This window comes from Acinetobacter sp. YH12108 (assembly GCF_013419055.1).
Lineage (GTDB): Bacteria > Pseudomonadota > Gammaproteobacteria > Pseudomonadales > Moraxellaceae > Acinetobacter.
This window is the reverse complement of the sequence record NZ_VPAW01000031.1, coordinates 12155-34225: the sequence shown is the minus strand read 5'-3', so window position 1 is coordinate 34225 and position 22071 is coordinate 12155. Positions and strand designations below refer to the sequence as shown.

Here is a 22071-nt window from a genome sequence, read left to right as displayed (position 1 = left end):
TTATATAAGTTTTATCTTTTAATGGGTGATATTGAGTAAAACGAGTAATGATCATTAACTGAATTGAATCGCTACAAAATATGTAACGATTCTAGTTTAAAACCAAATAAAAAATATTTTAATAATAATTATTAAATTTAAAAACAATAATTTATGTCAGTAAAAGTATATATTTTACTTTAAAATCTTCCCAAATATCCCCCCTCTTTTCCTGCTTGCAATTAAAGCTTTTCAGTCACATGATTAAGTGATCAAGGCTGTATATCAAGTGAGTAAAATCATGACGCCTGAACAACGCTTCCAAGCCATTTTGGGCCAATCCAAGCAGCATGATGAAGAAAAATCCCAGCGCTCAAAGCTGGAAAATAACCTGATCGTGCTCAGTCATGAACTAAAGGAACTCGCAGAACGCATTGAGGAACAAGTCACTGATCTCATCTTCGCTGAAATGGATCATTTTCTAGAGTCCCAAGGCTGGAATTCAGAATTTATTAATACCAGAAATAAAAGATATACCCTGAATGAAAAAAATATTTATCTCAGCGCGCTTAAGCCAGCGATTGGAAAATTTTTATTTGTGATTAAGCATGACCTGTTTGAAAGTACTGAACATCAGGTTGAAGCCTGCTTTAAAGATAGTACGACCTTGAGTCATTTCAAAACTGCCATGCAAGGTGGAGATCTTAAAAATGATATCCCGATCAAGGCGCTTGAAGAATGGTTAAAAGGCTTACAGTTAACCTTGCAGAAATTAAAAGCTGAAAGTAACCACCTTCAGGCTGATGGTCTGACCTATGAAGTGATCAAGGTTGGTCAGATCCATCATAAAAGACTGCCTAACTTTATCGAAGCCTTTTTATCCATTCTGGAGCATAGATAAGCCTGTTTAAAGTTAGGGGTAGTTTTTAAACTTTATTTACAGGCGCTGTAATTCATTAACCGCACTTCCCTGTTCTGCGAGCCATTTTGCGCGTCGCTGGAACAAGGCTGGAGCAGCCTGATTGACCTGATCAATTAAGATTTGTAGATCAGCACGTACCAGTTTTCGGTTTTCTACCACCATCTGACCGTTGACCATGGTCATATGTACATCCTGTCCTTGTACTGCATGTACCAGATTGGTATGTAAATTAAATAACGGGCCTTGATTAATCAAGGGTGTCATTCTTGGGGTCGCAAGATCTACTGCAATAATATCGGCAAGTTTTCCAGCTTCTAACGAACCAATCTGATCCAGCATGCCTAAGGCTTTGGCACCTGTCCGAGTTGCCATCTGACAGACAGACCATGAATCCAGTGCTGCAGCATCTAAACCGGAAAACTTCGCCAATAATGAAGCAGTTTTCATTTCTTCAAACATGTCTAAATTATTATTTTCTTTCTCGCCATCAGTACCTAATCCTACAGCAATGCCATGTTTAAGCATTTCCGTAATGGGGGCGGCGCCAGATGCCAGTTTCATATTCGATATCGGGTTATGTGCGACACCAACATTATAGTGTTTTAAAATTTCGATCTCTGCTGAATTGGCCCAGACACAATGCGCTAACAGGCATTGAGGTACATCCAGCATGCCCAATTGTTCCAGCGTCTGGATCGGGCGCACGCCATAACGTCGAAGGTTTTCTTCAACATCAAACTTGCTTTCGTTGCTATGCGTGTGAAAACCCGTCTGATATTCATGACACATTTTCTGGATACGTGCCAAGGCTTTTTCTTCAGCATAAAACAGATGTTCCAAGCCAACCCAGACCTGAATTCGCCCATTTGCGGCTTGATGCCATTTTTGAATTAAAGCTTCATTACTATTGAGGGTTTCAAAATAGTTGTGATCTGGATGTTCAGCCACATATGGCACCAGCACTGCACGTATACCGAGTTGCTGTGCGGCCTCAGCACTACCTTCCATATAACGCCACATATCCACAATGGTAGTCGTGCCGGATAGCAGCGCTTCGGCATAGCAGAGATAAGAGGCAATTTTGGAATCTTCGGGAGTCACTACCCGATGCATCGGGTCAATAAACTGTTGCAACCAGTCCCAGACCGGCAAACCCTCAGCTGTACCGCGTAGCAGGCCTGAGTGGCAGTGGGTATTAATCAAGCCCGGCATCAATAAACTTTTGGGATACTGGGTAACTGCAGCTTCAGGATATTGCTGAGTTAATTCCTGTAATGTTCCTACCTGCTTAATAAGAGCACCATCAATCAGGATGGCACCATCTTTAATACAGTCTAGGTTGGAGTTCATGGTCAGGACATAATCTGCGCTTATAATTTTCATAAAGTAATTCCTGAGATTTGTCCGGTTAAGGGCTAAAGGTTTTGCCGAGTGACGCTGGTAAATTGAGTTTCAATAACTTCTTGTCACGTGAAATGAGGACTAAGACGACAATGGTTGCGATGTATGGCAATGCCGATAACAGTTCATTCGGTACTTCTAGACCCAGCGCTTGGGCATGAAACTGCAAAATCGTTACACCACCAAATAGATATGCACCCAACATCAAGCGCGTTGGTTTCCATGCAGCAAAAACCACTAATGCAATTGCAATCCAGCCACGTCCTGCGACCATATTTTCAATCCACATTGGGGTATAAACCGTAGATAAAAATGCACCACCAATACCAGCCATTGCACCGCCAAACATGACTGCACCATAGCGAATCGCTAGCACGTTATAGCCCATGGCATGTGCACTTTCTGGAGATTCCCCAACAGCTTTCAGTAACAGGCCTAAACGGGTTTTACTCAGTACCCACCACACCAGCACAAAAGCAAGAATGGACAGATACACCACATAGTTTTGCTGGAACAGGACTGGCCCTATGAATGGAATATCAGCGAGTCCCGGAATTTTTAGGTTTTCCAGACCCGGTAAGGCCGTACTGACATAATTCTGTCCTAGAAAGGCTGAAATCCCGATCCCAAAAATAGTGAGTGCCAGACCACAGGCGGATTGGTTGGTGCTTAAAGATAAGGTAAAAAATGCAAAAATTAGTGCCATCAATGTGCCTGCCAATCCGCCCATAAATAAGGCGCTGGCGACACTGGCTTCATACTGGCTAGCGAAAGCAAATCCAGCAATGGCACCGACCAGCATCATGCCTTCTACCCCAAGATTGATGACACCGGTACGCTCTGCTACCAGCTCACCCAGCCCGGCAAAGATCAATGGCGTTGCCGCAGCGACAGTTCCGGCAACAATTGCGGTTAATTCAATACTCATGTTGTTATCCTTCTTCTATCTGGATCAGGCTGCTTGCGCAGTGGTCATGGTTTTTTTGATTTTCTTTTTGGTAAAACGGTAGCGGTTTTCAATCAGGGCATCTGAAGCCAACAGGAAAAATAAAAGCAGGCCCTGGAAAATTCCGGTAATCGCGACTGGGAGTTGCAACTGCATTTGTGCCAGTTCGCCACCTAAATAGATCAGCGCCATCAGGAAACCTGAAAGTACGATTCCAATTGGATTTAGTCGGCCCAGATAAGCCACAATAATGGCTGCATAACCATAACCTGGTGAAATATTCGGATTGAGCTGGCCGATTGGACCTGCAACTTCACAGATTCCGGCAATCCCCGCCATCAGACCTGAAATTCCCAAACTTAACCAGATGGCTTTTTTTGCTGAAAATCCTGCATATTGAGCTGCCAAAGGTGCCTGACCACTGACTTCCAGTTTATAAGCCATCAGACTCTTACGGATAAAAACCCAGAACAGCACCACTGCGATGATCGTGATAAAAATTGAGGCGTTAATCCGTGTGCCTTCCATAATCAGCGGCAGGGTCGCGCTTTCCGAGAACATTAAGGATTGTGGAAAGTTCATGCCATCTGGATCACGCCATGGACCATTGACCAGATACATCAGCAGGAAAAATGCCACATAGTTCATCATTAAGGTGGTCAAGGTTTCTTGCGCATTAAAATGGGTTTTTAGCAGCGCTGGAATCAGGCTCCAAATTGCACCACCAATCGCACCCATAATCACCATTAAAGTTAAAATCCACCAGCCGATCTGCTCATGAAACAGGATGGCAATACCACCGCCAAAGATGGCCCCCATAGCCAACTGCCCCTCAGCACCAATATTAAACAGACGGGCACGAAACCCAACAGCCAGACCCAAGGCAATTAAAATCAGCGGACTGGCTTTAATTATCAGTTCACTCAGATTATAGACTGAAGTCAATGGCTCAATAAAAAAGATATATAAAGCCTGAGCAGGATTCACCCCAAGCATTAAAAACAATAGGCTACCTACCGCCAGCATGGCGAGTAATGCAAGCACAGGTGAGAGCCATTTCATTAATTGAGAAGGATGTTCTCTAGGTTCTAATAAATGCATATTTACACCTCTTCTCTACGCATGCGCTTCATGGACAGGCTCGGATTCAGCCAATATTGCTGGATCTGCCTGAATACCTGACATGAGCAGGCCAATCTGTTCTGCATTGGTATTTTTAGCCGGGACAGGTGCTGACAGCTTTCCACCAGCCAGAACACAAATCTGGTCGCTAATTTCAAACAGTTCTTCCAGCTCTTCCGAAATCACTAAAATCGCAACGCCTTGGCGGGAAAGATCAATCAGGGTTTGACGGATAAAAATCGATGCGCCGACATCAACGCCCCAGGTTGGCTGGGAGATGATCAGCACTTTCGGCTGTTGCAGGATTTCACGCCCTACAATAAATTTTTGCAGATTGCCACCCGAAAGGCTGCGGGCTTCCGCTTGTGGCCCTGCGGCTTTTACTCCGAATTTTTCGATACATTGCTGGGCAAAAGCGACAGTTTTCTCAAACTGGATAAAGCCCCATTTGTTTAAACCCTGACGAAAAGCAGTCAATAAAGTGTTTTGTGCCAATGTCATATTCGGCACAGCACCACGACCTAAACGCTCTTCCGGAACAAAGCCCAAGCCTAGATCACGTCGCTGACCTGCACTGAGTTCAGAAATGTCATGATCTAATAGAAAGACTTGACCTTTTTTCGCCGTTTGCTCACCGGAAAGCAGAGCCAGTAATTCAGATTGACCATTACCCGAAATACCAGCAATGCCCAGAATTTCACCGGAATTTAGGTTGAGTTGAATATTGGATAAGGACACACCAAACGGATCATCAGTTTCGTAATTCAGGTTTTTTACCTGAAACAGCGTGCGATGTTTGCCTGTATATTCAACATGCGCATACGTCGGCAATTCCCGGCCAATCATTAATTTGGCCAGTTCACTGGTACTATTTTCAGAAGGCAATACATAGCCGGTGACTTTGCCATTACGCAGAATCGTCGCTTCATCACAGAGTTCTTTGATTTCATGTAATTTATGGCTGATATAAAGAATTGAAACACCTTGCGAAGCCACCAGTCGCAAAGTTTTAAATAACTGACGTACCGCTTGTGGGGTTAATACGGAGGTCGGTTCATCTAAAATGAGTAAGGACGGATTTTGGAGTAGACAGCGGATAATTTCGACCCGTTGTCGCTCACCAACCGATAAAGAAAAAACTTCACGCCGTGGATCTACCGGCAAGCCATATTGTTCTGATACTTCGGTGATTTTAGCCCCTAAGCTTTTCAGGTCTATTTTCTCATCCAGACCTAATAAAATATTTTCAGCCACAGTCATAGTTTCAAACAGCGAGAAATGCTGGTACACCATACCGATGCCCAGTTTTCTGGCCATCGACGGACTTTCTATCTGTACTTCTTTGCCATTCCAGACGATATGACCGCTATCTGATTTCGTGGCGCCGTAGATGATTTTCATCAAGGTACTTTTACCAGCACCGTTTTCACCCAAAATGGCATGAATTTGCCCAGGTTGGACTTTTAAATTAATACTGTCATTTGCTTTCAATGAGTTATAGCTTTTGCTGATATTGATCAGCTCCAGTCGTGGAATTTGCTGCTCATTGAGCGATGACATTTCGATGTCATTTGACATGTGAGGCAGATCGCTCATAACTCAGTCTCCACTCATTTTGGCCCAGTCCATAAAGTGATTCATGGACTGGGGGATGATTTTTCAGGATTTACTTTCTTTTATTTTTAAGTCATACAAATAGTGAAAGAATTATTTAGGCAATGAACCTTCAACTCCTTTCACATAGAAGTTCATTTTTCCAAGCGCTTCATCTGTCATTTTTCCGCCCTTGGCAATCACCAAAGTTCCATCCTGTTTATAGATTGGGCCCTGGAATGGATGTAATGTGCCTTTATGAATTGCACTTTGTGCATTTAAAGCGGACTGTTTCACCTTGACAGGAACAGCAGGCCCGAAGTTTTCGATTTTCACTGCATCCTGTTTTACGCCATACCAGAGAGCAGCAGGTTTCCAGGTTTTATTAGCCACTTGCTGCATGGCTGGGGTATAAATTTTTTCCCAGTGCAGTACTGAAGCAGCCAAATGCGCTTTAGGACCAAATTTGCTCATGTCTGAATCCCAACCAAAGGCATAAACGCCTTTTTGCTGGGCAGCTTGCACAACTGCTGGCGAATCTGTGTTTTGCATCAGCACATCAGCTTTTTGAGAAATCAGTGCCAAAGCCGCATCACGTTCTTTACCCGGGTTAAACCATGAGTTCACCCAGATGACTTTGGTTTTGACTTTAGGATTGACGCTTTGTGCACCCAAGGTATAGGCATTAATATTACGAACCACTTCCGGGATCGGGAATGAGGCTACGACACCCAAGGTATTAGTTTTGGTGGTTTGCCCTGCCACTACACCCAGCATGTAAGCACCTTCATAGGTACGTACATCATAGATGCCTAGGTTTTTCCCCTGCTTATAACCGGTCGCGTGCATGAATACGGTATTGGGGAACTGCTTCGCGACTTTTTCCATCTGGTTCATATAACCAAAAGAGGTCGCAAAAATCACTTTATTGCCCTGCTGTGCCAGATTACGAATCACACGTTCAGCATCGGCCGTTTCAGGTACATTTTCGATATAAGTCGTTTTGAATTTTCCGCCCAGAGCTTTTTCAGCTTTAATACGCCCCTGATCATGTGAATATGTCCAGCCATGGTCACTGGTTGGTCCAATATAGACAAATGCAGCTTTATCGACTGCAAAGCTCTGACTGCTGATCCCCAAACCCATAATTGCAGCCGCAATTACAGGCAGTGAAAATTTTTTCATTATCTTTTTATGTTTGGACATATTCAGCATAAATTGCCTCCGTGAATGCCATTTGAGTTTTATAAATAGCGGCTTTAAAAGATCTGAATCGACATCAAAAATTTTACTGATTGCTATATTTCTATTAATTAGCAACTTCTATTCCAATTCAGTTCAAAAAATAGAACAGGTGGATTGCAAGACACTTATAATTTTTAGAATGATCTGTTCTTTTATTTATTTTTATAAATTACAATTATTTACTACCAAGTATTGAGTATAAAAAAGTTGAACAGTTAAGAATATAAGCCGAGAAATATAGATATCAATCTAAGACAATGAGTAAAGTTGCTAGAAAACCAAGCTCAGCTCAAGGTTGAGAAATTAATAAAATTGAAAATTTAAAAATTCTTGTGATTTTCTTTTGATCTGCGCTAGATAAGTGCGTCAGCTCTAAATCGTGTGCGCCAATAAATGGCTTATAATTGGCAATGCACTGAATGAATAAAATGGATTTTTAAAAATAGAAAATTAAGGAAAGCATTTTTAGAAAATAGAGACTGGATTGCAGGGTTTTAAATTGAGCCTACAATCCAGAAAATCTGTTTTTATGGTCTTATAAATAATATAAATAAAATGAAGTAGAATTATAAAAAGAATAATTTCAAATCTTCACCGAGATGACCAGAAGTCTTTTTGCAATTGAACCGTTTCCTGTTCAAGTTCCATGATTGATCCAATCAGCTCAATATTCTTCTGACCATGAGCAAAAACATATTCAGCAGAAACACTCATGGTCGGATTCTCATTGTGGTTTCCAGTACATTGCAATAATTTTTCTTCGGTCATGGCATAGACCACCCGCCCGATATTGGCCCAATAAATCGTTCCAGAACACATGCAGCAAGGTTCAACTGCCGTATATAAGGTGCATTCAGCCAGATAATCCGGCGTAAAATTGCTGGCTGCGATCCGGGCTAAAGTACTTTCTGCATGGTTGACCGTATCAATATTACATTGGGTCAGTAAAACCGTTTCATGATCAGGTGCAACCAGCACCGCACCAAAAGGATGATGGCCTAAAGACATTGCCCGCTTGGCAACCTCATTGGATAATCTTAAAAAAGATAGCATTTGCTCATGGCTAGGCTGTGGCATAAATTACTCTAAAATTAGTAGTTCAATGGTCATAGCTCCTCTAAAAAGAGGATTTTCGACATATATGGAATAAAAAAGCACCCCAACAGACCAGGGTGCATAAAGGAGGAAATTTAATTTAAACAATATAGCGTTTGCTTAGGCCCCATTCCCCCAGAATGCGGCGATAAGTTGTCGAAGAACGGTCAGCTTCAAAATGTGCTTCCATCGTAATATCCAAAGGTAATTCTTCTGGTTTCTGGCTTTCGACCATGTCCTGATCTTCAGCAAAAATCTGTGCGTTAAAGTCATAAACCGCTTGCAGATCACCAGTCGTATCAAAATTACGGGTCAATGGCACAAATAAACGGGTTTGATTATGAGATACCGGACAGCAGGCATTTAGAATTTTCAGGATGCCATTTTCCGGAAAATGCACCGTTAAAATCGCTGAAAATGGTGGATAAACATCAAACACACGTTTCCACAAAAATCCTTCGGGTGCCAGATGCTGCAAGCTATGTGGATAGTTGCTGACATCGCTGACATATTCTGTATGCAAGCCATAAGGGGTGCGCACAGTTGAATACTTTTGCACGATCGGGTTATCACGTGAAGCAAATGATTCATGATGCACCCAGGCAAAATGCGCCACATCAATAAAGCCTTCCAGCTGCCGGCCACTTGAACCACTGATATCAACAAATGGCGGTAAGATGGATTGGTGCTCTTCACTGTCCCAGGTATCCAGATCAGGGAAATTAGCTTCTGATTCATCCCGGCTAAACAGGCTGGTCCAGACCAGACCATATTTCAAGACCACTGGAAACTTGGTTAAGGTAAAACGATCCGAAATGTTGGTTAGTTCTGGTTGAGCCGGTATTTTGGTGCATTTTCCTTGAGTGTTGTAATGCAAGCCATGATAAGGACAAATAATTTCTTCACCCTTTACCCAGCCTTTGGTTAATGGTACACCACGATGCGGACAGATATCACGAACCAGATGAATGCTGCCACTCTCAGTTTGATATAGGGCCATCTTCACATCCAGAAGTTGTACCTGCTGTGGCGTAGTACTCACATCCTGAATACGGGCAACTGGATACCAATGCTGAGCCAGGATATTCCAGTCTGATGGGTCAAAGCCGCTACAGTGCGGTTGACTGAATAAATTAAGCACCGGGATCGCATTCATAGTTCACTCACAAATATTTATTGCATGACAACGGCTTAAATTTTTATTTCATTAAGCTGCCTTGTTGTTCTTTTATAAAATTAGCCAAATGCCTGTTCTACTGTCTATTAGAATGTTTCGTAGCCCGTGTTCCAAAAAATAGAACACAAAACTTTTACTGTTCCATTTCTTTGAAAATTGGCACAGAAATCGCTTATCCACTTACATAGAACCAGAATCACTTAGTTTCTAGCTGAAAATTATGTGATTAAAACGATGTGCAGGTGGATTGACGTGATTTTATGAATATTACTTTTTCAAGATTTTCAGAATATTTTATTGCCGTAGCCAAAACAGGCAGCCTCAGAAAAGCAGCTGATCAGCTTTATATTTCTGTCTCCGCGATTCATCGTCAGATTGCTCTAGCAGAAGAAGAATTTGGCATCGTGCTTTTTGAACGGTTGCCGAGTGGCCTGAAGCTGACATTAGCGGGTGAATTGCTGTATGCAGATTTACTCAAATGGCAAAAAGAATTCCATCAGACCTGTGTACGTTTTGATGAAATTCAGGGTTTATCACGCGGCAGCATTGAACTCGGACTCATTGCGGCACTCAGTGACGGTTTCGTTTTAGATTCTCTACAATATATGTATGAAAACTATCCCTGGATCAATTTCAATATCCAGATTCAGGAAAGTGATACCGTCTCTAAAATGATTATGGATGCTGAAGTTGATTTTGGCATTCTGCTCAATCCTAAAAGTCATAATCAGCTCGAAGTCATGTCTTTTGTGGAAATCCCGGTGGGATTTGTGATGGCCAAATCTCATCCTTTAGCTCAGGCAGAAAAAATCTATTTTTCCGACACCTTAAATTTCAAGCATCTCATTCCCTGTGCCCCTTTAATCATTCATGACTATGTCTATAGCCTGTATAAACATCATCAATTTATGCCGCAGCAAAAGCTGGAGTGTAATGACATTCGCATGATTACTGCTCTGGCAGAGCGCAATTTAGGAATTGGTGTACTGTCCTATATCGATGCTTTGCCTTATTTAGAACGTGATGAACTGGTGTTTAAACCGATCATTGAAAAAGGTATGCATCCACTGACCCTTGCCCTTTGTGTGGCACCGAAACGGCAAATTTCCCGTATCTCACAAATCATGATGAACCATCTGATCGACCAGATGGAAGATTTAAAAATCAAATTACACCAGCTTAATACTTCATGTGCTGCCTGATTTAGCTACAGCACGAATAATATTTATTGGAAATAAGATATGACAACCTTATGGATTAAAAACCCTCTTGCTGTATTTACCGCAAATGATCTGGATGCCCGTGGTGGCTTGGTCATCCGCGATGGCAAAATTATTGAACTGGTGGCTTTGGGACAAACCCCAGCATCGCCTTATGACCAGTTCTTTGATGCCCAGAATTTGGTGATTACACCGGGACTGATTAATAGCCATCATCATTTTTATCAGACCTTGACCCGTGCTTGGGCTCCCGTGGTCAATGCTCCGCTATTTCCATGGCTAAAAACCTTATATCCGGTCTGGGCCAAATTGAATACTGAACAGCATTATCTAGCCACTCAAATTGCATTGTCTGAATTACTGCTTTCCGGTTGTACCTTTGCTGCGGATCACCATTATCTGTTTCCACAGCAGCTGTCCGATGCCATTGATGTTCAGGTTGAAGCATCAGAACAATTAGGGATTCGGGTCATGCTGACCCGAGGTTCCATGAGTCTGGGTGAAGATTCTGGTGGCTTGCCACCACAGCATACCGTACAGGATATGGACACCATTCTGCTGGACTCAGAACGGTTGGTGCAGAAATATCACCAGCGTAGTGCTGATGCGATGGTCAATATTGCGCTTGCACCATGTTCACCATTTTCAGTCACCCAAGAAATTATGCGAGAAAGTGCTGCACTGGCAGAAAAACTGGATGTACGTCTGCATACCCATCTGGCCGAAACACTGGATGAAGAAGAATTTTGTCTGTTTAAATTTGGCATGCGCACCGTCGATTATCTGGAAAGTGTAGGCTGGCTTAATTCCAGAACCTGGCTGGCGCATGGCATTCATTTTAATGCCGATGAGATCCAACGCTTAGGACAGGCTCAGGTCGGTATCTGTCATTGTCCACATTCCAATATGCGTCTGGCTTCAGGGATTTGTCCAACCATGGATCTACTGGAAGCAGGTGCAGTCATTGGTCTAGGTGTGGATGGCTCTGCTTCAGGTGATGCCTCTAACCTGATTCTGGAAGCTCGGCAGGCGATGTATTTACAACGTTTAAAATATGGTGCAGAAGTGATTACGCCTGAACATACTTTAACCTGGGCCACACAAGGCTCGGCACAGGTACTGGGACGTGAAAGGCACCTAGGACAAATCGCAGCAGATTTTCAGGCAGATTTAGCGTTTTATAGTCTGGATGATGTGCGCTTTTCAGGGATTCATGACCCGATTGCCGGTCTGTTACTGTGCGGTGCAGACCGTGCCGAACATGTCATGGTCAATGGACAATGGGTGGTTAAAAACCGGGAAATTCTGAATCTGGATCTTGAAGCGGTTCAGGCTGCACATCGTCAGGCAGCGAAAGCTTTACTTGCGGCCTAAAAAATCTATTAGCGAATTCCTGTTATTTAAATATAAAAAGCCCTTCGATATGAAGGGCTTTTTGCCAAGAGATTAAACGCAGAATTAATCTAAAGGATTGCCAATAATATTACTGATAATCCCTTTCATGATATGCGGTCCCTGCTCTTTACGCAGTTCTTCATACCATTCTTTGGTCACGGCTTCATCTTTCATATGTGTCACATCACAGCGTTTACGTGCACGCAAGACCAGCTCATTGGCACGCTCATTGCGTTTGTTCTGATAGCGTTTTAAGGCATCTTCCAGACCCAGCGTATTAATCTGTAAAGATCGAGCTAGATAGATCGCATCTTCCATGGCCTGGCAACCCCCCTGACCAATATCCGGTGTGGTGCTATGTGCGGCATCACCAACAATTACGACACGACCTTTATAGAACTGGGCAAACGGTTCAATATCATGAATTTCAACCCGATTGGTTTTCTGTTCATCCAGCGCGTCAATCAGATGCTGAACCGGCGCACACCAGCCTTCAAAATACTGTTTCAATAAGGCTTTATACTCTGCCCGATTATTTTCTAAACCAACTGGCAACGGTACATCAAAGAAGAAATAGAATTTTCCGTCTGCCACAGGCATTAGCGAAACACGCTTACCTTGCTCGACAAATGTGGTCCATTGATCTGCCGGAGTAAGCTTTTCTGAAATTTCTACCAGACCATTCCAGTTGACATAACCGGCATAGCGACGAGAAACCTGTTCACCCAGTACATAGGCACGGGTAATGGAATGGGTACCATCTGCACCAATCAATAGGTCTGTTTTGATTTCTGTACCATCCGCAAATTTAACCAGAACACCGTCTTCCTGTTCTTGTAGCTCAACCATTTTCTTGCCAAGCTGAATATCTTCACGGCCAAACTCGTCCATCAGCATGTTCTGTAAATCAGCACGTGCCACCGGATATGGACGTTGTCCCACTTCTTCAATTAATGGCAATAAACTGAACTGGGTCATGGTGTCGCCGGTCAAGCCATCAATATAAGCCAGCTGATCCATCTGACCACCGAGCTTGGCGACCTGTTCAGTTAAGCCCAGATAATTCAAACATTTTACCCCATTTGACCAAAGTGAAATCGCCGCGCCCACCGGTAAAATCTTTTCTGCCTGTTCATAGATGGTGACTTTATGTCCAAACTTTTTTAGTGCAATTCCTGTGGTCAATCCCCCCATCCCTGCACCAATAATTGTAATCTCCATCTATTTGCTCCTCTCAAAATTGTGTTTCTTCCCCCCTGTGTAGCTAAAAGCGTGCCATTTCGAAAATAATGCACTGATTTTTCTCAAAAGTTGGCACAAGCCGTGCATTCATCTATTCATTAAAAACCTGTTTTTATAAGGTCTTTCAGCAGAATTACAGACTTTTATAAAAAATTAGATTCACGTTAAACATAATTTGAATGGAACATAGTTATGGCAATATTATTTGCACCCATTTTCGAGATCCCTGCGCATATCCAGCAGCTTACCAACCTGGCTGATAGCCGGATTGGTGCAGAAATTCTTGAATATTCAGATGATTTTTTTGCTGAAGCAAAACGAATGTTGCAATTTGATGCACCAATTTTTGTTGAAGATAAATTTGATGATCATGGCAAATGGATGGACGGCTGGGAAACCCGCCGCAAGCGTCATGCCGGCTATGACTGGGCGATTGTCAAACTGGGGGTAGCTGGAACCATCAAAGCACTAGATATTGATACCACATTCTTTACCGGAAACTATCCAGCTTCTGCTGCAGTTGAAGCCTGCTATGCACCAAATGGTGACTTAAGCACCGCAACCTGGCACTCAATTTTACCAAACAGTATATTAGGTCCGAGCCAGCATCATATTTTTAATATTGATTCAGACGAAGTCTTTACACATGTACGCCTAAATATTTTCCCTGACGGGGGTGTAGCTCGCTTTAAAGTCTATGGTGAAGTAAAAATTCAGGTTCAGGACAGCAATCAGGTGATTGATCTGGTCGCTCTGGAAAATGGCGGTCGTGTCATTGCCTATAGTGATGCGCACTTTGGTCATCCACGTAATCTGATTAATCCGGGGCGTGGCATCAATATGGGTGATGGCTGGGAAACCAAGCGCCGTCGTGCACCCGGCTTTGACTGGTGTATCTTGGCTCTGGGTCAGAGTGGTCAGATTGAAAAAATTGAGATTGATACCGCGCATTTTAAAGGTAACTTTCCTGCTCAAGTCTCTATCCAAGCGATTTATATTGAAGATGCGACTGACCAGCAGTTAATTCCGCAAAGTATGTTCTGGCCATTCCTGCTTGAAGCACAAGAGATGCAGATGGATCATATTCATAGCTTTGTTGAGGAAATCTTAAAACAGGGAAAAATTTCTCATATTCGGGTGAACATGATTCCGGATGGTGGCATTAGCCGGATTCGACTGTGGGGAAAAGTTGCCTGAGTAATTATATCTATGAGCATGCAAACCATAAAAATACAGCCCTTAACTGCTGAAAGTTTCTTGCCTTATGGCGAGGTCATTGCCTGCGAAGGCAATGATTTTTTCCATATTAATGATCAGCAGACCGAGCGTTATCATGCTCTGGCGGTTGCTGAAACAGATGCTAAAGTTGGTCTAAGTATTTTTAGAAATATTCAGACTACAGCCATTCCCTTTGCAATCGAAATACTGGAACGTCACCCTGTCGGTTCACAAGCGTTCATCCCGATGCAGGGCCAGAAATTTCTAATTGTGGTTGCGCCTAATCTGGATCATGAAAAGCCTGATCTCAGTCAAATTCAGGCTTTTATCAGTAATGGTACACAAAGTGTAAATTACCGTGCCGGTACCTGGCATCATCCTTTGCTGACCTTTGAAGCTCCAAGTGATTTCGTGGTAATCGATCGGATCGGTACTGGTCCAAACTGTGATGTTTATACTTTTCCTGAAAAGATCTTTATCGAAAATTAAGCCCATTAAAAAAGCCCTTATCAATAAGGGCTTTTAAATTTCTTATTTATTGTATTTAGAAATGATATTTCACTAAAGCACTCACGTTATTTTCATCCGCATCCGGAATACCGTATTTGTTATTCCAAACCGAATGCTCAATACCGAGATATAAATTGGTATCAGGAGAAATATGCTTACCGACATTCCATTTCCACTGAGTCGTCCAGTTCATCTCGCTCGCATGATCATCTTCAGCAGTTGACCAGTCCAGGAAGCCATCTACCAGGAATTCTTCTGTACCCAGTTTAAATGGCACACCATAAGTCAAGGTAAGCTGATAGTCATCTTCCATATTTTCATTATTTACACGATAAAGATTCACGCTGGCATAATTGAATTTTGGAATAGCCAGGTCGAAACCTACACCGTACAGGAAGTTATCAAAACCTTCACCACCTTCCCAAGTCGTTGCGACCAGCACATCTTTCACTGGACCGAATGCCAGCTTTTGACCTGAAACTTCACCCAGACTTAAACGTGGTGAAAATTCAAAATAGCTTGATTTAATATCATCGGAACCACGCATACGGTCAATGAAAAAGAAGACATCTGCATATTTAACTTTTGCAGCGTATTCAACAGTTAGGGTTGCCTGTTTTTTATCTACAACTTCATAGTTTTCCCCATAAAGCCCAGTAACGCTAAAATCCTGCCAGACTGGTTTTGCCTGTGCAGATGCTGCACCCCATGCAAGTAATGTTGCAGCAGCAACTTGAGTAAATTTCATAAATAAGGTTCCCCAATGGAATTAAAAATCTCATTCTGGATTAAGCAAGAACAAAGCCAACTTTTTTAATTTTTGATAAAAAAGCCCATGACTGGCATGGGCATATGGAGGAAATCATACTTTAATGCAGCGTTTCTGCAATCTTTTCCGGAACCTCTGTTTTCGACTTGAACATTTGCAGATGATTAAACAGAATGTTTAAAAGGATCGCCATTAAACAGGTTGAACTGATGCCAGAATGAAATAGGGTTTGAAACCATTTTGGAAAATTAGCATAGAAAGAATAGTCAATAATCGGGATCATGCCGGCTGCAATTGAAGTTGCAACAATAATCAAATTCTTTTGCTCGTTATAATCAATTTTTGCCAGAGTTCGGATGCCGCTTGCAGCCACTGTACCAAATAGCACCAATCCTGCACCACCAAGTACCGGAACCGGAATTGCGGCGATTAGTCGGCCCATAATTGGAAGTAATCCCAAAACCACTAAAATCATACCGCCAGCAGCGACCACAAAACGGCTTTTAATCCCGGTAATGGCTACCAGCCCGACGTTCTGTGCAAAAGCACTTTGCATGAATGAACCAAAAATCGGTGCAACTGCACTTGAGAACATATCTGCACGCAGACCATTGGAAATACGTTCTGAATCTACTTTGGTTCCAACAATTTCACCCACAGCAATAATATCAGCTGTTGTTTCAGTCATAATCACCAGCGTCACGATCAGCATGGAAATGATTGCACTGAGTTCAAAAGTTGGCATGCCGAAAGCAAAGAAACTCGGAAATTGTACCCATGCACCATGGCCGACTTTACTAAAATCGCCAAAACCAAACAGATAAGCCAGCATTGAACCCAATACGATCGCCAATAAAATAGACAGGCGACGAATCGAGGCATTTCTACTCAAGTTTAGACAGATCACAATGGCCAAGGTCATCACGGCCAAACTGATATTTTCTACACTTCCCCATTCAGGTGCATTTTTATTGCCCCCCATCATCCAGCGAACGGCTACGGGTAAAAGTGATAAACCGATAATCGTGATCACACAGCCGGTCACGACTGGCGGGAAAAAACGGATAATTCTAGAAAAATAAGGCGCAAGGAAGAAACCAATTAATGAAGCTATGATGACTGCACCATAAACAGCTGATAAGCCGCCACCTGTAGTTACAATCGCCACCATCGTCGCCACACCCGCAAAGGAAACCCCTTGTACCAGTGGCAATTTAGCCCCGATATATTTCACTCCAATGGTTTGTAAAATCGTAGCCAGACCGCCAACAAACAATGCAGCCGCAATCAATAAACCGATTTGTGTAGCTTCCAAACCTGCGGCAGTACCCACAATGAGTGGTGGTGCGATAATACCACCGTACATGGTCAATACATGTTGCAAGCCATAGGCTGCACTTTTGCCTGCGCCCAGATATTCATGTTCTGGTGAAATGTTTGTGCTTTGTTCTGTCATTCTTTTTCTCTCCCTGAAAGCTTGAATAAAAAAATCAGCTTCCGCGATATGTGGAGTACGCGAATGGGCTGATCAGTAAAGGAATATGAAAGTGCTGAGAGGCATCTTTCACCTGAAAATGAATGACTGCTTTAGGAAAGAAAGTTTCTAGACCTAAGCCTTCAAAATAATCAGAAGTAGCAAATTCAAGACTGTATTTACCTTCCTCAAATTCGGTTAAACCAAAATCTGTGACTCGACCATCTGCATTGGTAAATGCTTTTCCGAGTAATTCACCTTCTTCATCAAAGAGTTTGATTAAAACATGTGCTGCAGGTTTGCCGAGATGCGTATCTAAGATATGAGTGCTGATCATGCTTGCAGCTCCTGTGACAGTCTTAATAAAGCGATTTCCGCCAGTTGCGTATGAACAATACCTTTTTCAGTTTCCGGATCATTAGCTAAACGATCTTTCAAGGCATTCAGCACTTCTTGGCTATTTAGACCAGCCGCTTTAATCAGGAAGATATAACCGTATTTTTTTTCATAAGCGATATTGCCTTCTAGCAAAGCTTGCTGAGTTGCTTCGTCCTGAGTTATCGCAGCCTGTTCACGATTGGAAAAGTTTTTTTCAACTTCGCTTAATTCAGCCTGTGCCTTTTTTTCACCAATACGTGGATGATTATCCAAAGCTGCTTTGATTTCGTCCCAGGTCCAGGTTGCAGCCTGTTGTCTGGCTATATTCAATATATCTTCAACAGATGCATAAGGACGCTTTGCTTCAATCTGGGTCGACCAGCTCGGTATTTGCACACAGTGCTTTAAAAACGTAATGGCCTCTTCTGGAGATGCCTGATTAAATTCAACGAGTTGCACTATTAAATCGCCTGATGATATTCATTTTTTGTTCAGTACAGGTTTTGCAATAACAGTGCCAAATCTTTTTGATCTTGTATTTTTATATAATATATAAAGCAGAAAAGAGAACTCAAGGTTCTCTTTTTTAATATATTTTTTTCATTTTGGTGCGTGATATTTATACCAATGCGTTGCAATATCACCCCGTCGGCAAATCCAGACTTTTTTATGACCTTGCACATAATCGAGGAACTTTTGTAGGGCTTTAAAGCGTCCTGGCCGCCCTAAAATACGACAATGCATCCCGATCGATAGCATTTTTGGTTCAGTTTCACCTTCAGCATAGAGCACATCAAAGGCATCTTTTAAATATTGATAGAATTGTTCCCCGCTATTAAAGCCGCCTGGTGAACTAAATTTCATATCGTTGCTTTCTAAAGTATAGGGGATGATCAAATGAGGGCGTGTTTCACCTGCCTGATTGGTCAATGTGCTCCAGAATGGCAAGTCATCTCCATAGTTGTCGCAGTCATATTGAATCTGAGGAAATTCAGCCAGTAATTGACGGGTATTTGGACTATCACGACCGGTATACCAGCCAGTCGGTGCTTTGCCGAACAGGGTTTCCAGTACGCTAATCGCCTGATCCATATATTGGCGTTCAAGCTCAATTGGCATGTCCTGATAATGCACCCAGCGCTGACCATGTGACACTACATCATAATTGGCTTCTTTAATCGCTTCGACTATATAAGGGTTGCGGATTAAAGCCATCCCAACCCCAAAAATAGTCATCGGCAGATTACGCTTTTTAAACTCGTTATGAATGCGCCAGAAACCTGCACGTGAGCCATATTCATACATGGAATCCATCGACATGTGTTTGTCTGGAAAGCTGGCTGCGCCAATAATGTCAGATAGAAACTGTTCTGAACCGGCATCACCATGTTCAACGTGGTTTTCACCACCTTCTTCATAATTCAGTACAAACTGAACTGCGACACGGGCCTGATTAGGCCATTCTACTTTTGGTACATCGCCATGATAGCCAATCAAGTCACGTGAATAAGGCTGGTTTCGAATTTGATCTATGAGTTCTTGTCCGCGTAAATAGGTACTGGTCACGTTTAATCCTTGATGTGTTATATCAAACAGTAAAATTATTTAAGCGTGACAAGCAATTTATGCGCCATAATAGAACATCTATGAAATTTAAAAATATTCCTAATATTTCTTATCATTCCACAAGTTTAATTAGATAAAAATGCTGCTAAAGTTTTAGTATTTTTATCTAGAATTGGGTGATTAGGAACAGTGATTTTAAAACTATTAGGTTTTAGAACAGCCTCATAAACTTTAATATCTTGTTGATAGTATTTATTAAAATAATTAATTGATTCAATTAAAGCCATTTTATTTGGGTCATGATTAGTGAGCTTTGCCCCCAAAATCACTGAAGATATATAAGTTGCAGGAATTTCTTTTAACAGTGAATTAAAATTACTAGAGTCATAATCATGTGCTAATGTTCTAAATTCATTTTCATATGACCAATCTGTTGATTTTATTAAATATTGATTCGTAACGAAATCCAGCAATTTTGCTCCATTTGCTACATCAAACATTGCTAATGGATTTGATATATCTAAAGGAATTTTTGGAAATTCATTCTGATATTTTACAGCTTGGACATTAAATACCTCATGTACCATAGCTTTAGGATTAGGATGTGGGATTTTAAATTCAACTAAAAAACCTTTATGGCTTTGAGCATAATGAGACCACATAAGCATATTTAATGGATTATTATTAAAACAAGTTACACTCAGCTTTGCTTTTATAGCTGTAGAGAAATGTTGATGTAGAATTTCTTTAACATCATTCGGCGCATTATTGAATTCAATAGATGCCATACAATCATATGGATCATTAAAATTATCAGGATGGGTAAACTTTAATTGAAGTTTTTTAAATAAATTTAACACTTGAAGCTTTGGATCAAAGCTTAAATGCTTATAGAGATAATAATACTGATCATCACATTTAATATTTTCAAATTGCCTTAAATAATCTGGTCTTGAGACTTCTTGCATAAGTACATGTAAAATTTTTTCTAAGTTCATAATAAAATCAATTTTTTTAGTCTTGATAAATTAACACTAAAGATTAAATTATATAACTCAAATATACTTTGAAAAAAAATCCCTCTTTTGAGAGGAATTTTAGAAGCAATTAAAACAAGAAATACCTCTGCGCCATCGGCAGCACTTCTGCTGGCTCACAGGTCAAATGTACACCATCAGCACGAACCTCATAAGTTTCTGGGTGCACTTCCATCACAGGACAGTAACTATTATGTTTCATGTCCTGTTTGGTTACTTGGCGCGTCGCCTTACAGGGTGAAATCAACTTTTTCAGACCTAATTTTTCATGTACGCCATTCTCAATTGCGACTTGCGACAAGAACGTAATACAGGTGTTATGCACTCCACGCGGATAAGCCCCAAACATTGGACGATAATGCACAGGCTGTGGCGTTGGAATAGAAGCATTAATATCACCCATCGGCGCTGCTGCAATCATCCCACCTTTGATAATCATGGATGGTTTCACCCCAAAGAATGCAGGTTTCCACAATACCAGATCAGCTAACTTACCTTCTTCAACAGAGCCAATTTCATGGCTTAAACCGTGAGTAATTGCAGGATTAATCGTATATTTGGCGATATAACGTTTAACCCGATTATTGTCCCTATAGGCTGTATCACCTTCCAAAGGCCCACGTTGCACTTTCATTTTATGCGCCGTTTGCCAAGTCCGTAAAATTACTTCACCCACACGACCCATCGCCTGAGAGTCTGATGACATCATGGCAATCGCACCCATATCCTGCAATATATCTTCTGCAGCAATGGTTTCGCGTCGGATACGGCTTTCTGCAAAGGCCACATCTTCTGCAATCGCTGGATCTAAATGGTGACAGACCATCAACATGTCTAAATGTTCATCGATGGTATTGACGGTATATGGACGAGTTGGATTAGTTGAAGATGGCAATACATTCGGTTGACCAATGGCTTTTAGAATGTCCGGTGCATGTCCGCCACCTGCACCTTCAGTATGATAAGTATGAATGGTTCGATTTTTAAAAGCTGCTAAAGTTTCTTCTAGAAAGCCACTTTCGTTTAGTGTGTCAGTGTGAATCGCGACCTGCACATCGTACTGGTCGGCCACAGTCAGACAGTTATCAATCGCTGCTGGTGTCGAGCCCCAATCTTCATGCAATTTTAAACCCACTACACCAGCTTTAATTTGTTCTGCAATTGGCTCTGGCTGGCTCAAGTTACCTTTACCCAATAAACCAATATTCATTGGTAAATCATCAATCGCTTGTAGCATTGTGGCAATATGCCAAGGCCCTGGAGTCACGGTTGTCGCAGAAGTTCCAGCTGCCGGACCTGTACCGCCGCCGACCATCGTGGTTGTACCAGACATCAGTGCCGTTTCAACTTGCTGCGGGCAGATCCAGTGAATATGGGTATCAATTCCGCCAGCGGTCAATATTTGTCCTTCGCCAGCAATGACTTCTGTAGCCGCGCCAAGTGGAATAGTAATATTTGGCTGAATATCCGGATTACCGGCTTTACCGATTTTCCAGATTCGACCATTTTTTAAGCCTATATCTGCTTTAACAATGCCCCACCAGTCGACAATCAGCGCATTTGTAATGACAGTGTCAGCCACTTCAGATGACAAAAGTTGTGATTGACCCATACCATCACGAATGACCTTGCCGCCACCAAATTTAACTTCTTCACCATAAGTGGTGAAATCCTGTTCGACTTCAATGAATAATTCAGTATCAGCTAGACGAACACGATCTCCTACAGTCGGTCCAAACATTTCGGCATAAGCACGACGTGACATTTTCATGATTTATAAAC

20 protein-coding genes are annotated in these 22071 nt (G+C 42.0%); 5 read left to right on the top strand and 15 right to left on the bottom strand.

What is annotated here, in order from left to right; all coding sequences use genetic code 11:
- The first annotated feature begins 268 nt into the window (after positions 1-268).
- Complete coding sequence (locus FTU46_RS15030) at positions 269-880, top strand: hypothetical protein (protein ID WP_180105261.1); 612 nt, start codon at positions 269-271, stop codon at positions 878-880.
- 36 nt (positions 881-916) lie between these two features.
- Here FTU46_RS15030 and FTU46_RS15025 read toward each other — a convergent pair whose 3' ends face one another.
- The 7 genes from FTU46_RS15025 to FTU46_RS14995 form a co-directional block, all read right to left on the bottom strand.
- Positions 917-2284, bottom strand: coding sequence for an amidohydrolase family protein (locus FTU46_RS15025; protein WP_180105260.1), 1368 nt, complete (start codon positions 2282-2284; stop codon positions 917-919).
- Positions 2285-2309: 25 nt separating this feature from the next.
- The gene (locus FTU46_RS15020) at positions 2310-3230 is read right to left on the bottom strand and encodes an ABC transporter permease (protein WP_159123035.1); all 921 of its coding nucleotides are present in this window, start codon (positions 3228-3230) and stop codon (positions 2310-2312) included.
- Between the two features lie 24 nt (positions 3231-3254).
- Positions 3255-4349, bottom strand: a complete 1095-nt coding sequence (locus FTU46_RS15015; protein WP_180105259.1) for an ABC transporter permease — start codon at positions 4347-4349, stop codon at positions 3255-3257.
- Positions 4350-4364: 15 nt separating this feature from the next.
- On the bottom strand, positions 4365-5966 hold the full coding sequence (locus tag FTU46_RS15010; protein ID WP_180105258.1) for an ABC transporter ATP-binding protein: 1602 nt from the start codon (positions 5964-5966) through the stop codon (positions 4365-4367).
- A gap of 111 nt (positions 5967-6077) precedes the next feature.
- On the bottom strand, positions 6078-7109 hold the full coding sequence (locus FTU46_RS15005) for a BMP family ABC transporter substrate-binding protein (protein WP_257224665.1): 1032 nt from the start codon (positions 7107-7109) through the stop codon (positions 6078-6080).
- Between the two features lie 690 nt (positions 7110-7799).
- The gene (locus tag FTU46_RS15000; protein WP_180105256.1) at positions 7800-8285 is read right to left on the bottom strand and encodes a nucleoside deaminase; all 486 of its coding nucleotides are present in this window, start codon (positions 8283-8285) and stop codon (positions 7800-7802) included.
- A gap of 118 nt (positions 8286-8403) precedes the next feature.
- Positions 8404-9459 (bottom strand): aromatic ring-hydroxylating dioxygenase subunit alpha, encoded by a 1056-nt coding sequence (locus tag FTU46_RS14995; protein ID WP_180105255.1) that lies wholly within the window; start codon positions 9457-9459, stop codon positions 8404-8406.
- 281 nt (positions 9460-9740) lie between these two features.
- Here FTU46_RS14995 and FTU46_RS14990 point away from each other — a divergent pair, with 281 nt between their 5' ends.
- Complete coding sequence (locus FTU46_RS14990; RefSeq protein WP_180105254.1) at positions 9741-10682, top strand: LysR family transcriptional regulator; 942 nt, start codon at positions 9741-9743, stop codon at positions 10680-10682.
- A gap of 39 nt (positions 10683-10721) precedes the next feature.
- Positions 10722-12074, top strand: a complete 1353-nt coding sequence (locus FTU46_RS14985) for an 8-oxoguanine deaminase (protein WP_180105253.1) — start codon at positions 10722-10724, stop codon at positions 12072-12074.
- An 84-nt stretch (positions 12075-12158) separates the two neighbouring features.
- Here FTU46_RS14985 and hpxO read toward each other — a convergent pair whose 3' ends face one another.
- The gene (hpxO, locus tag FTU46_RS14980; protein ID WP_180105252.1) at positions 12159-13316 is read right to left on the bottom strand and encodes an FAD-dependent urate hydroxylase HpxO; all 1158 of its coding nucleotides are present in this window, start codon (positions 13314-13316) and stop codon (positions 12159-12161) included.
- Positions 13317-13529: 213 nt separating this feature from the next.
- On the opposite strand from hpxO, the gene alc reads away from it, so the two are divergent.
- Together alc and FTU46_RS14970 are read left to right on the top strand one after the other, a co-directional pair.
- The gene (gene alc, locus FTU46_RS14975) at positions 13530-14534 is read left to right on the top strand and encodes an allantoicase (protein WP_180105251.1); all 1005 of its coding nucleotides are present in this window, start codon (positions 13530-13532) and stop codon (positions 14532-14534) included.
- A 12-nt stretch (positions 14535-14546) separates the two neighbouring features.
- Positions 14547-15044 (top strand): ureidoglycolate lyase, encoded by a 498-nt coding sequence (locus FTU46_RS14970; RefSeq protein ID WP_180105250.1) that lies wholly within the window; start codon positions 14547-14549, stop codon positions 15042-15044.
- A 55-nt stretch (positions 15045-15099) separates the two neighbouring features.
- Here FTU46_RS14970 and FTU46_RS14965 read toward each other — a convergent pair whose 3' ends face one another.
- From FTU46_RS14965 to ureC, 7 genes are all read right to left on the bottom strand, one after another.
- Positions 15100-15813, bottom strand: a complete 714-nt coding sequence (locus FTU46_RS14965; RefSeq protein ID WP_180012320.1) for an outer membrane protein OmpK — start codon at positions 15811-15813, stop codon at positions 15100-15102.
- 121 nt (positions 15814-15934) lie between these two features.
- The gene (locus tag FTU46_RS14960; RefSeq protein ID WP_180105249.1) at positions 15935-17290 is read right to left on the bottom strand and encodes a nucleobase:cation symporter-2 family protein; all 1356 of its coding nucleotides are present in this window, start codon (positions 17288-17290) and stop codon (positions 15935-15937) included.
- Positions 17291-17324: 34 nt separating this feature from the next.
- Positions 17325-17645, bottom strand: coding sequence for a hydroxyisourate hydrolase (uraH, locus tag FTU46_RS14955; protein WP_005235589.1), 321 nt, complete (start codon positions 17643-17645; stop codon positions 17325-17327).
- A complete protein-coding gene (gene uraD / locus FTU46_RS14950) occupies positions 17642-18145 on the bottom strand; it encodes a 2-oxo-4-hydroxy-4-carboxy-5-ureidoimidazoline decarboxylase (protein WP_175967567.1) in 504 nt (167 codons plus the stop codon). Before uraD ends, uraH begins: the two co-directional genes overlap by 4 nt.
- Positions 18146-18286: 141 nt before the next feature.
- The gene (gene puuE, locus FTU46_RS14945) at positions 18287-19252 is read right to left on the bottom strand and encodes an allantoinase PuuE (protein ID WP_180001965.1); all 966 of its coding nucleotides are present in this window, start codon (positions 19250-19252) and stop codon (positions 18287-18289) included.
- A 125-nt stretch (positions 19253-19377) separates the two neighbouring features.
- A complete protein-coding gene (locus FTU46_RS14940) occupies positions 19378-20250 on the bottom strand; it encodes a DUF2971 domain-containing protein (RefSeq protein ID WP_180001964.1) in 873 nt (290 codons plus the stop codon).
- 109 nt (positions 20251-20359) lie between these two features.
- Positions 20360-22060, bottom strand: a complete 1701-nt coding sequence (ureC, locus tag FTU46_RS14935; RefSeq protein ID WP_180105248.1) for an urease subunit alpha — start codon at positions 22058-22060, stop codon at positions 20360-20362.
- Between the last annotated feature and the right edge of the window lie 11 nt (positions 22061-22071).

Excerpts from the sequence above, each read along its gene's own strand:
- FTU46_RS15025 (WP_180105260.1), bottom strand. The coding sequence starts at position 2,284 with ATGAAAATTATAAGCGCAGATTATGTCCTGACCATGAACTCCAACCTA.
- FTU46_RS15020 (WP_159123035.1), bottom strand. The coding sequence starts at position 3,230 with ATGAGTATTGAATTAACCGCAATTGTTGCCGGAACTGTCGCTGCGGCA.
- FTU46_RS15015 (WP_180105259.1), bottom strand. The coding sequence starts at position 4,349 with ATGCATTTATTAGAACCTAGAGAACATCCTTCTCAATTAATGAAATGG.
- FTU46_RS15010 (WP_180105258.1), bottom strand. The coding sequence starts at position 5,966 with ATGAGCGATCTGCCTCACATGTCAAATGACATCGAAATGTCATCGCTC.
- FTU46_RS15005 (WP_257224665.1), bottom strand. The coding sequence starts at position 7,109 with ATGGGTTTGGGGATCAGCAGTCAGAGCTTTGCAGTCGATAAAGCTGCA.
- FTU46_RS15000 (WP_180105256.1), bottom strand. The coding sequence starts at position 8,285 with ATGCCACAGCCTAGCCATGAGCAAATGCTATCTTTTTTAAGATTATCC.
- FTU46_RS14995 (WP_180105255.1), bottom strand. The coding sequence starts at position 9,459 with ATGAATGCGATCCCGGTGCTTAATTTATTCAGTCAACCGCACTGTAGC.
- FTU46_RS14990 (WP_180105254.1), top strand. The coding sequence starts at position 9,741 with ATGAATATTACTTTTTCAAGATTTTCAGAATATTTTATTGCCGTAGCC.
- FTU46_RS14985 (WP_180105253.1), top strand. The coding sequence starts at position 10,722 with ATGACAACCTTATGGATTAAAAACCCTCTTGCTGTATTTACCGCAAAT.
- hpxO (WP_180105252.1), bottom strand. The coding sequence starts at position 13,316 with ATGGAGATTACAATTATTGGTGCAGGGATGGGGGGATTGACCACAGGA.
- alc (WP_180105251.1), top strand. The coding sequence starts at position 13,530 with ATGGCAATATTATTTGCACCCATTTTCGAGATCCCTGCGCATATCCAG.
- FTU46_RS14970 (WP_180105250.1), top strand. The coding sequence starts at position 14,547 with ATGAGCATGCAAACCATAAAAATACAGCCCTTAACTGCTGAAAGTTTC.
- FTU46_RS14965 (WP_180012320.1), bottom strand. The coding sequence starts at position 15,813 with ATGAAATTTACTCAAGTTGCTGCTGCAACATTACTTGCATGGGGTGCA.
- FTU46_RS14960 (WP_180105249.1), bottom strand. The coding sequence starts at position 17,290 with ATGACAGAACAAAGCACAAACATTTCACCAGAACATGAATATCTGGGC.
- uraH (WP_005235589.1), bottom strand. The coding sequence starts at position 17,645 with ATGATCAGCACTCATATCTTAGATACGCATCTCGGCAAACCTGCAGCA.
- FTU46_RS14940 (WP_180001964.1), bottom strand. The coding sequence starts at position 20,250 with ATGAACTTAGAAAAAATTTTACATGTACTTATGCAAGAAGTCTCAAGA.
- ureC (WP_180105248.1), bottom strand. The coding sequence starts at position 22,060 with ATGAAAATGTCACGTCGTGCTTATGCCGAAATGTTTGGACCGACTGTA.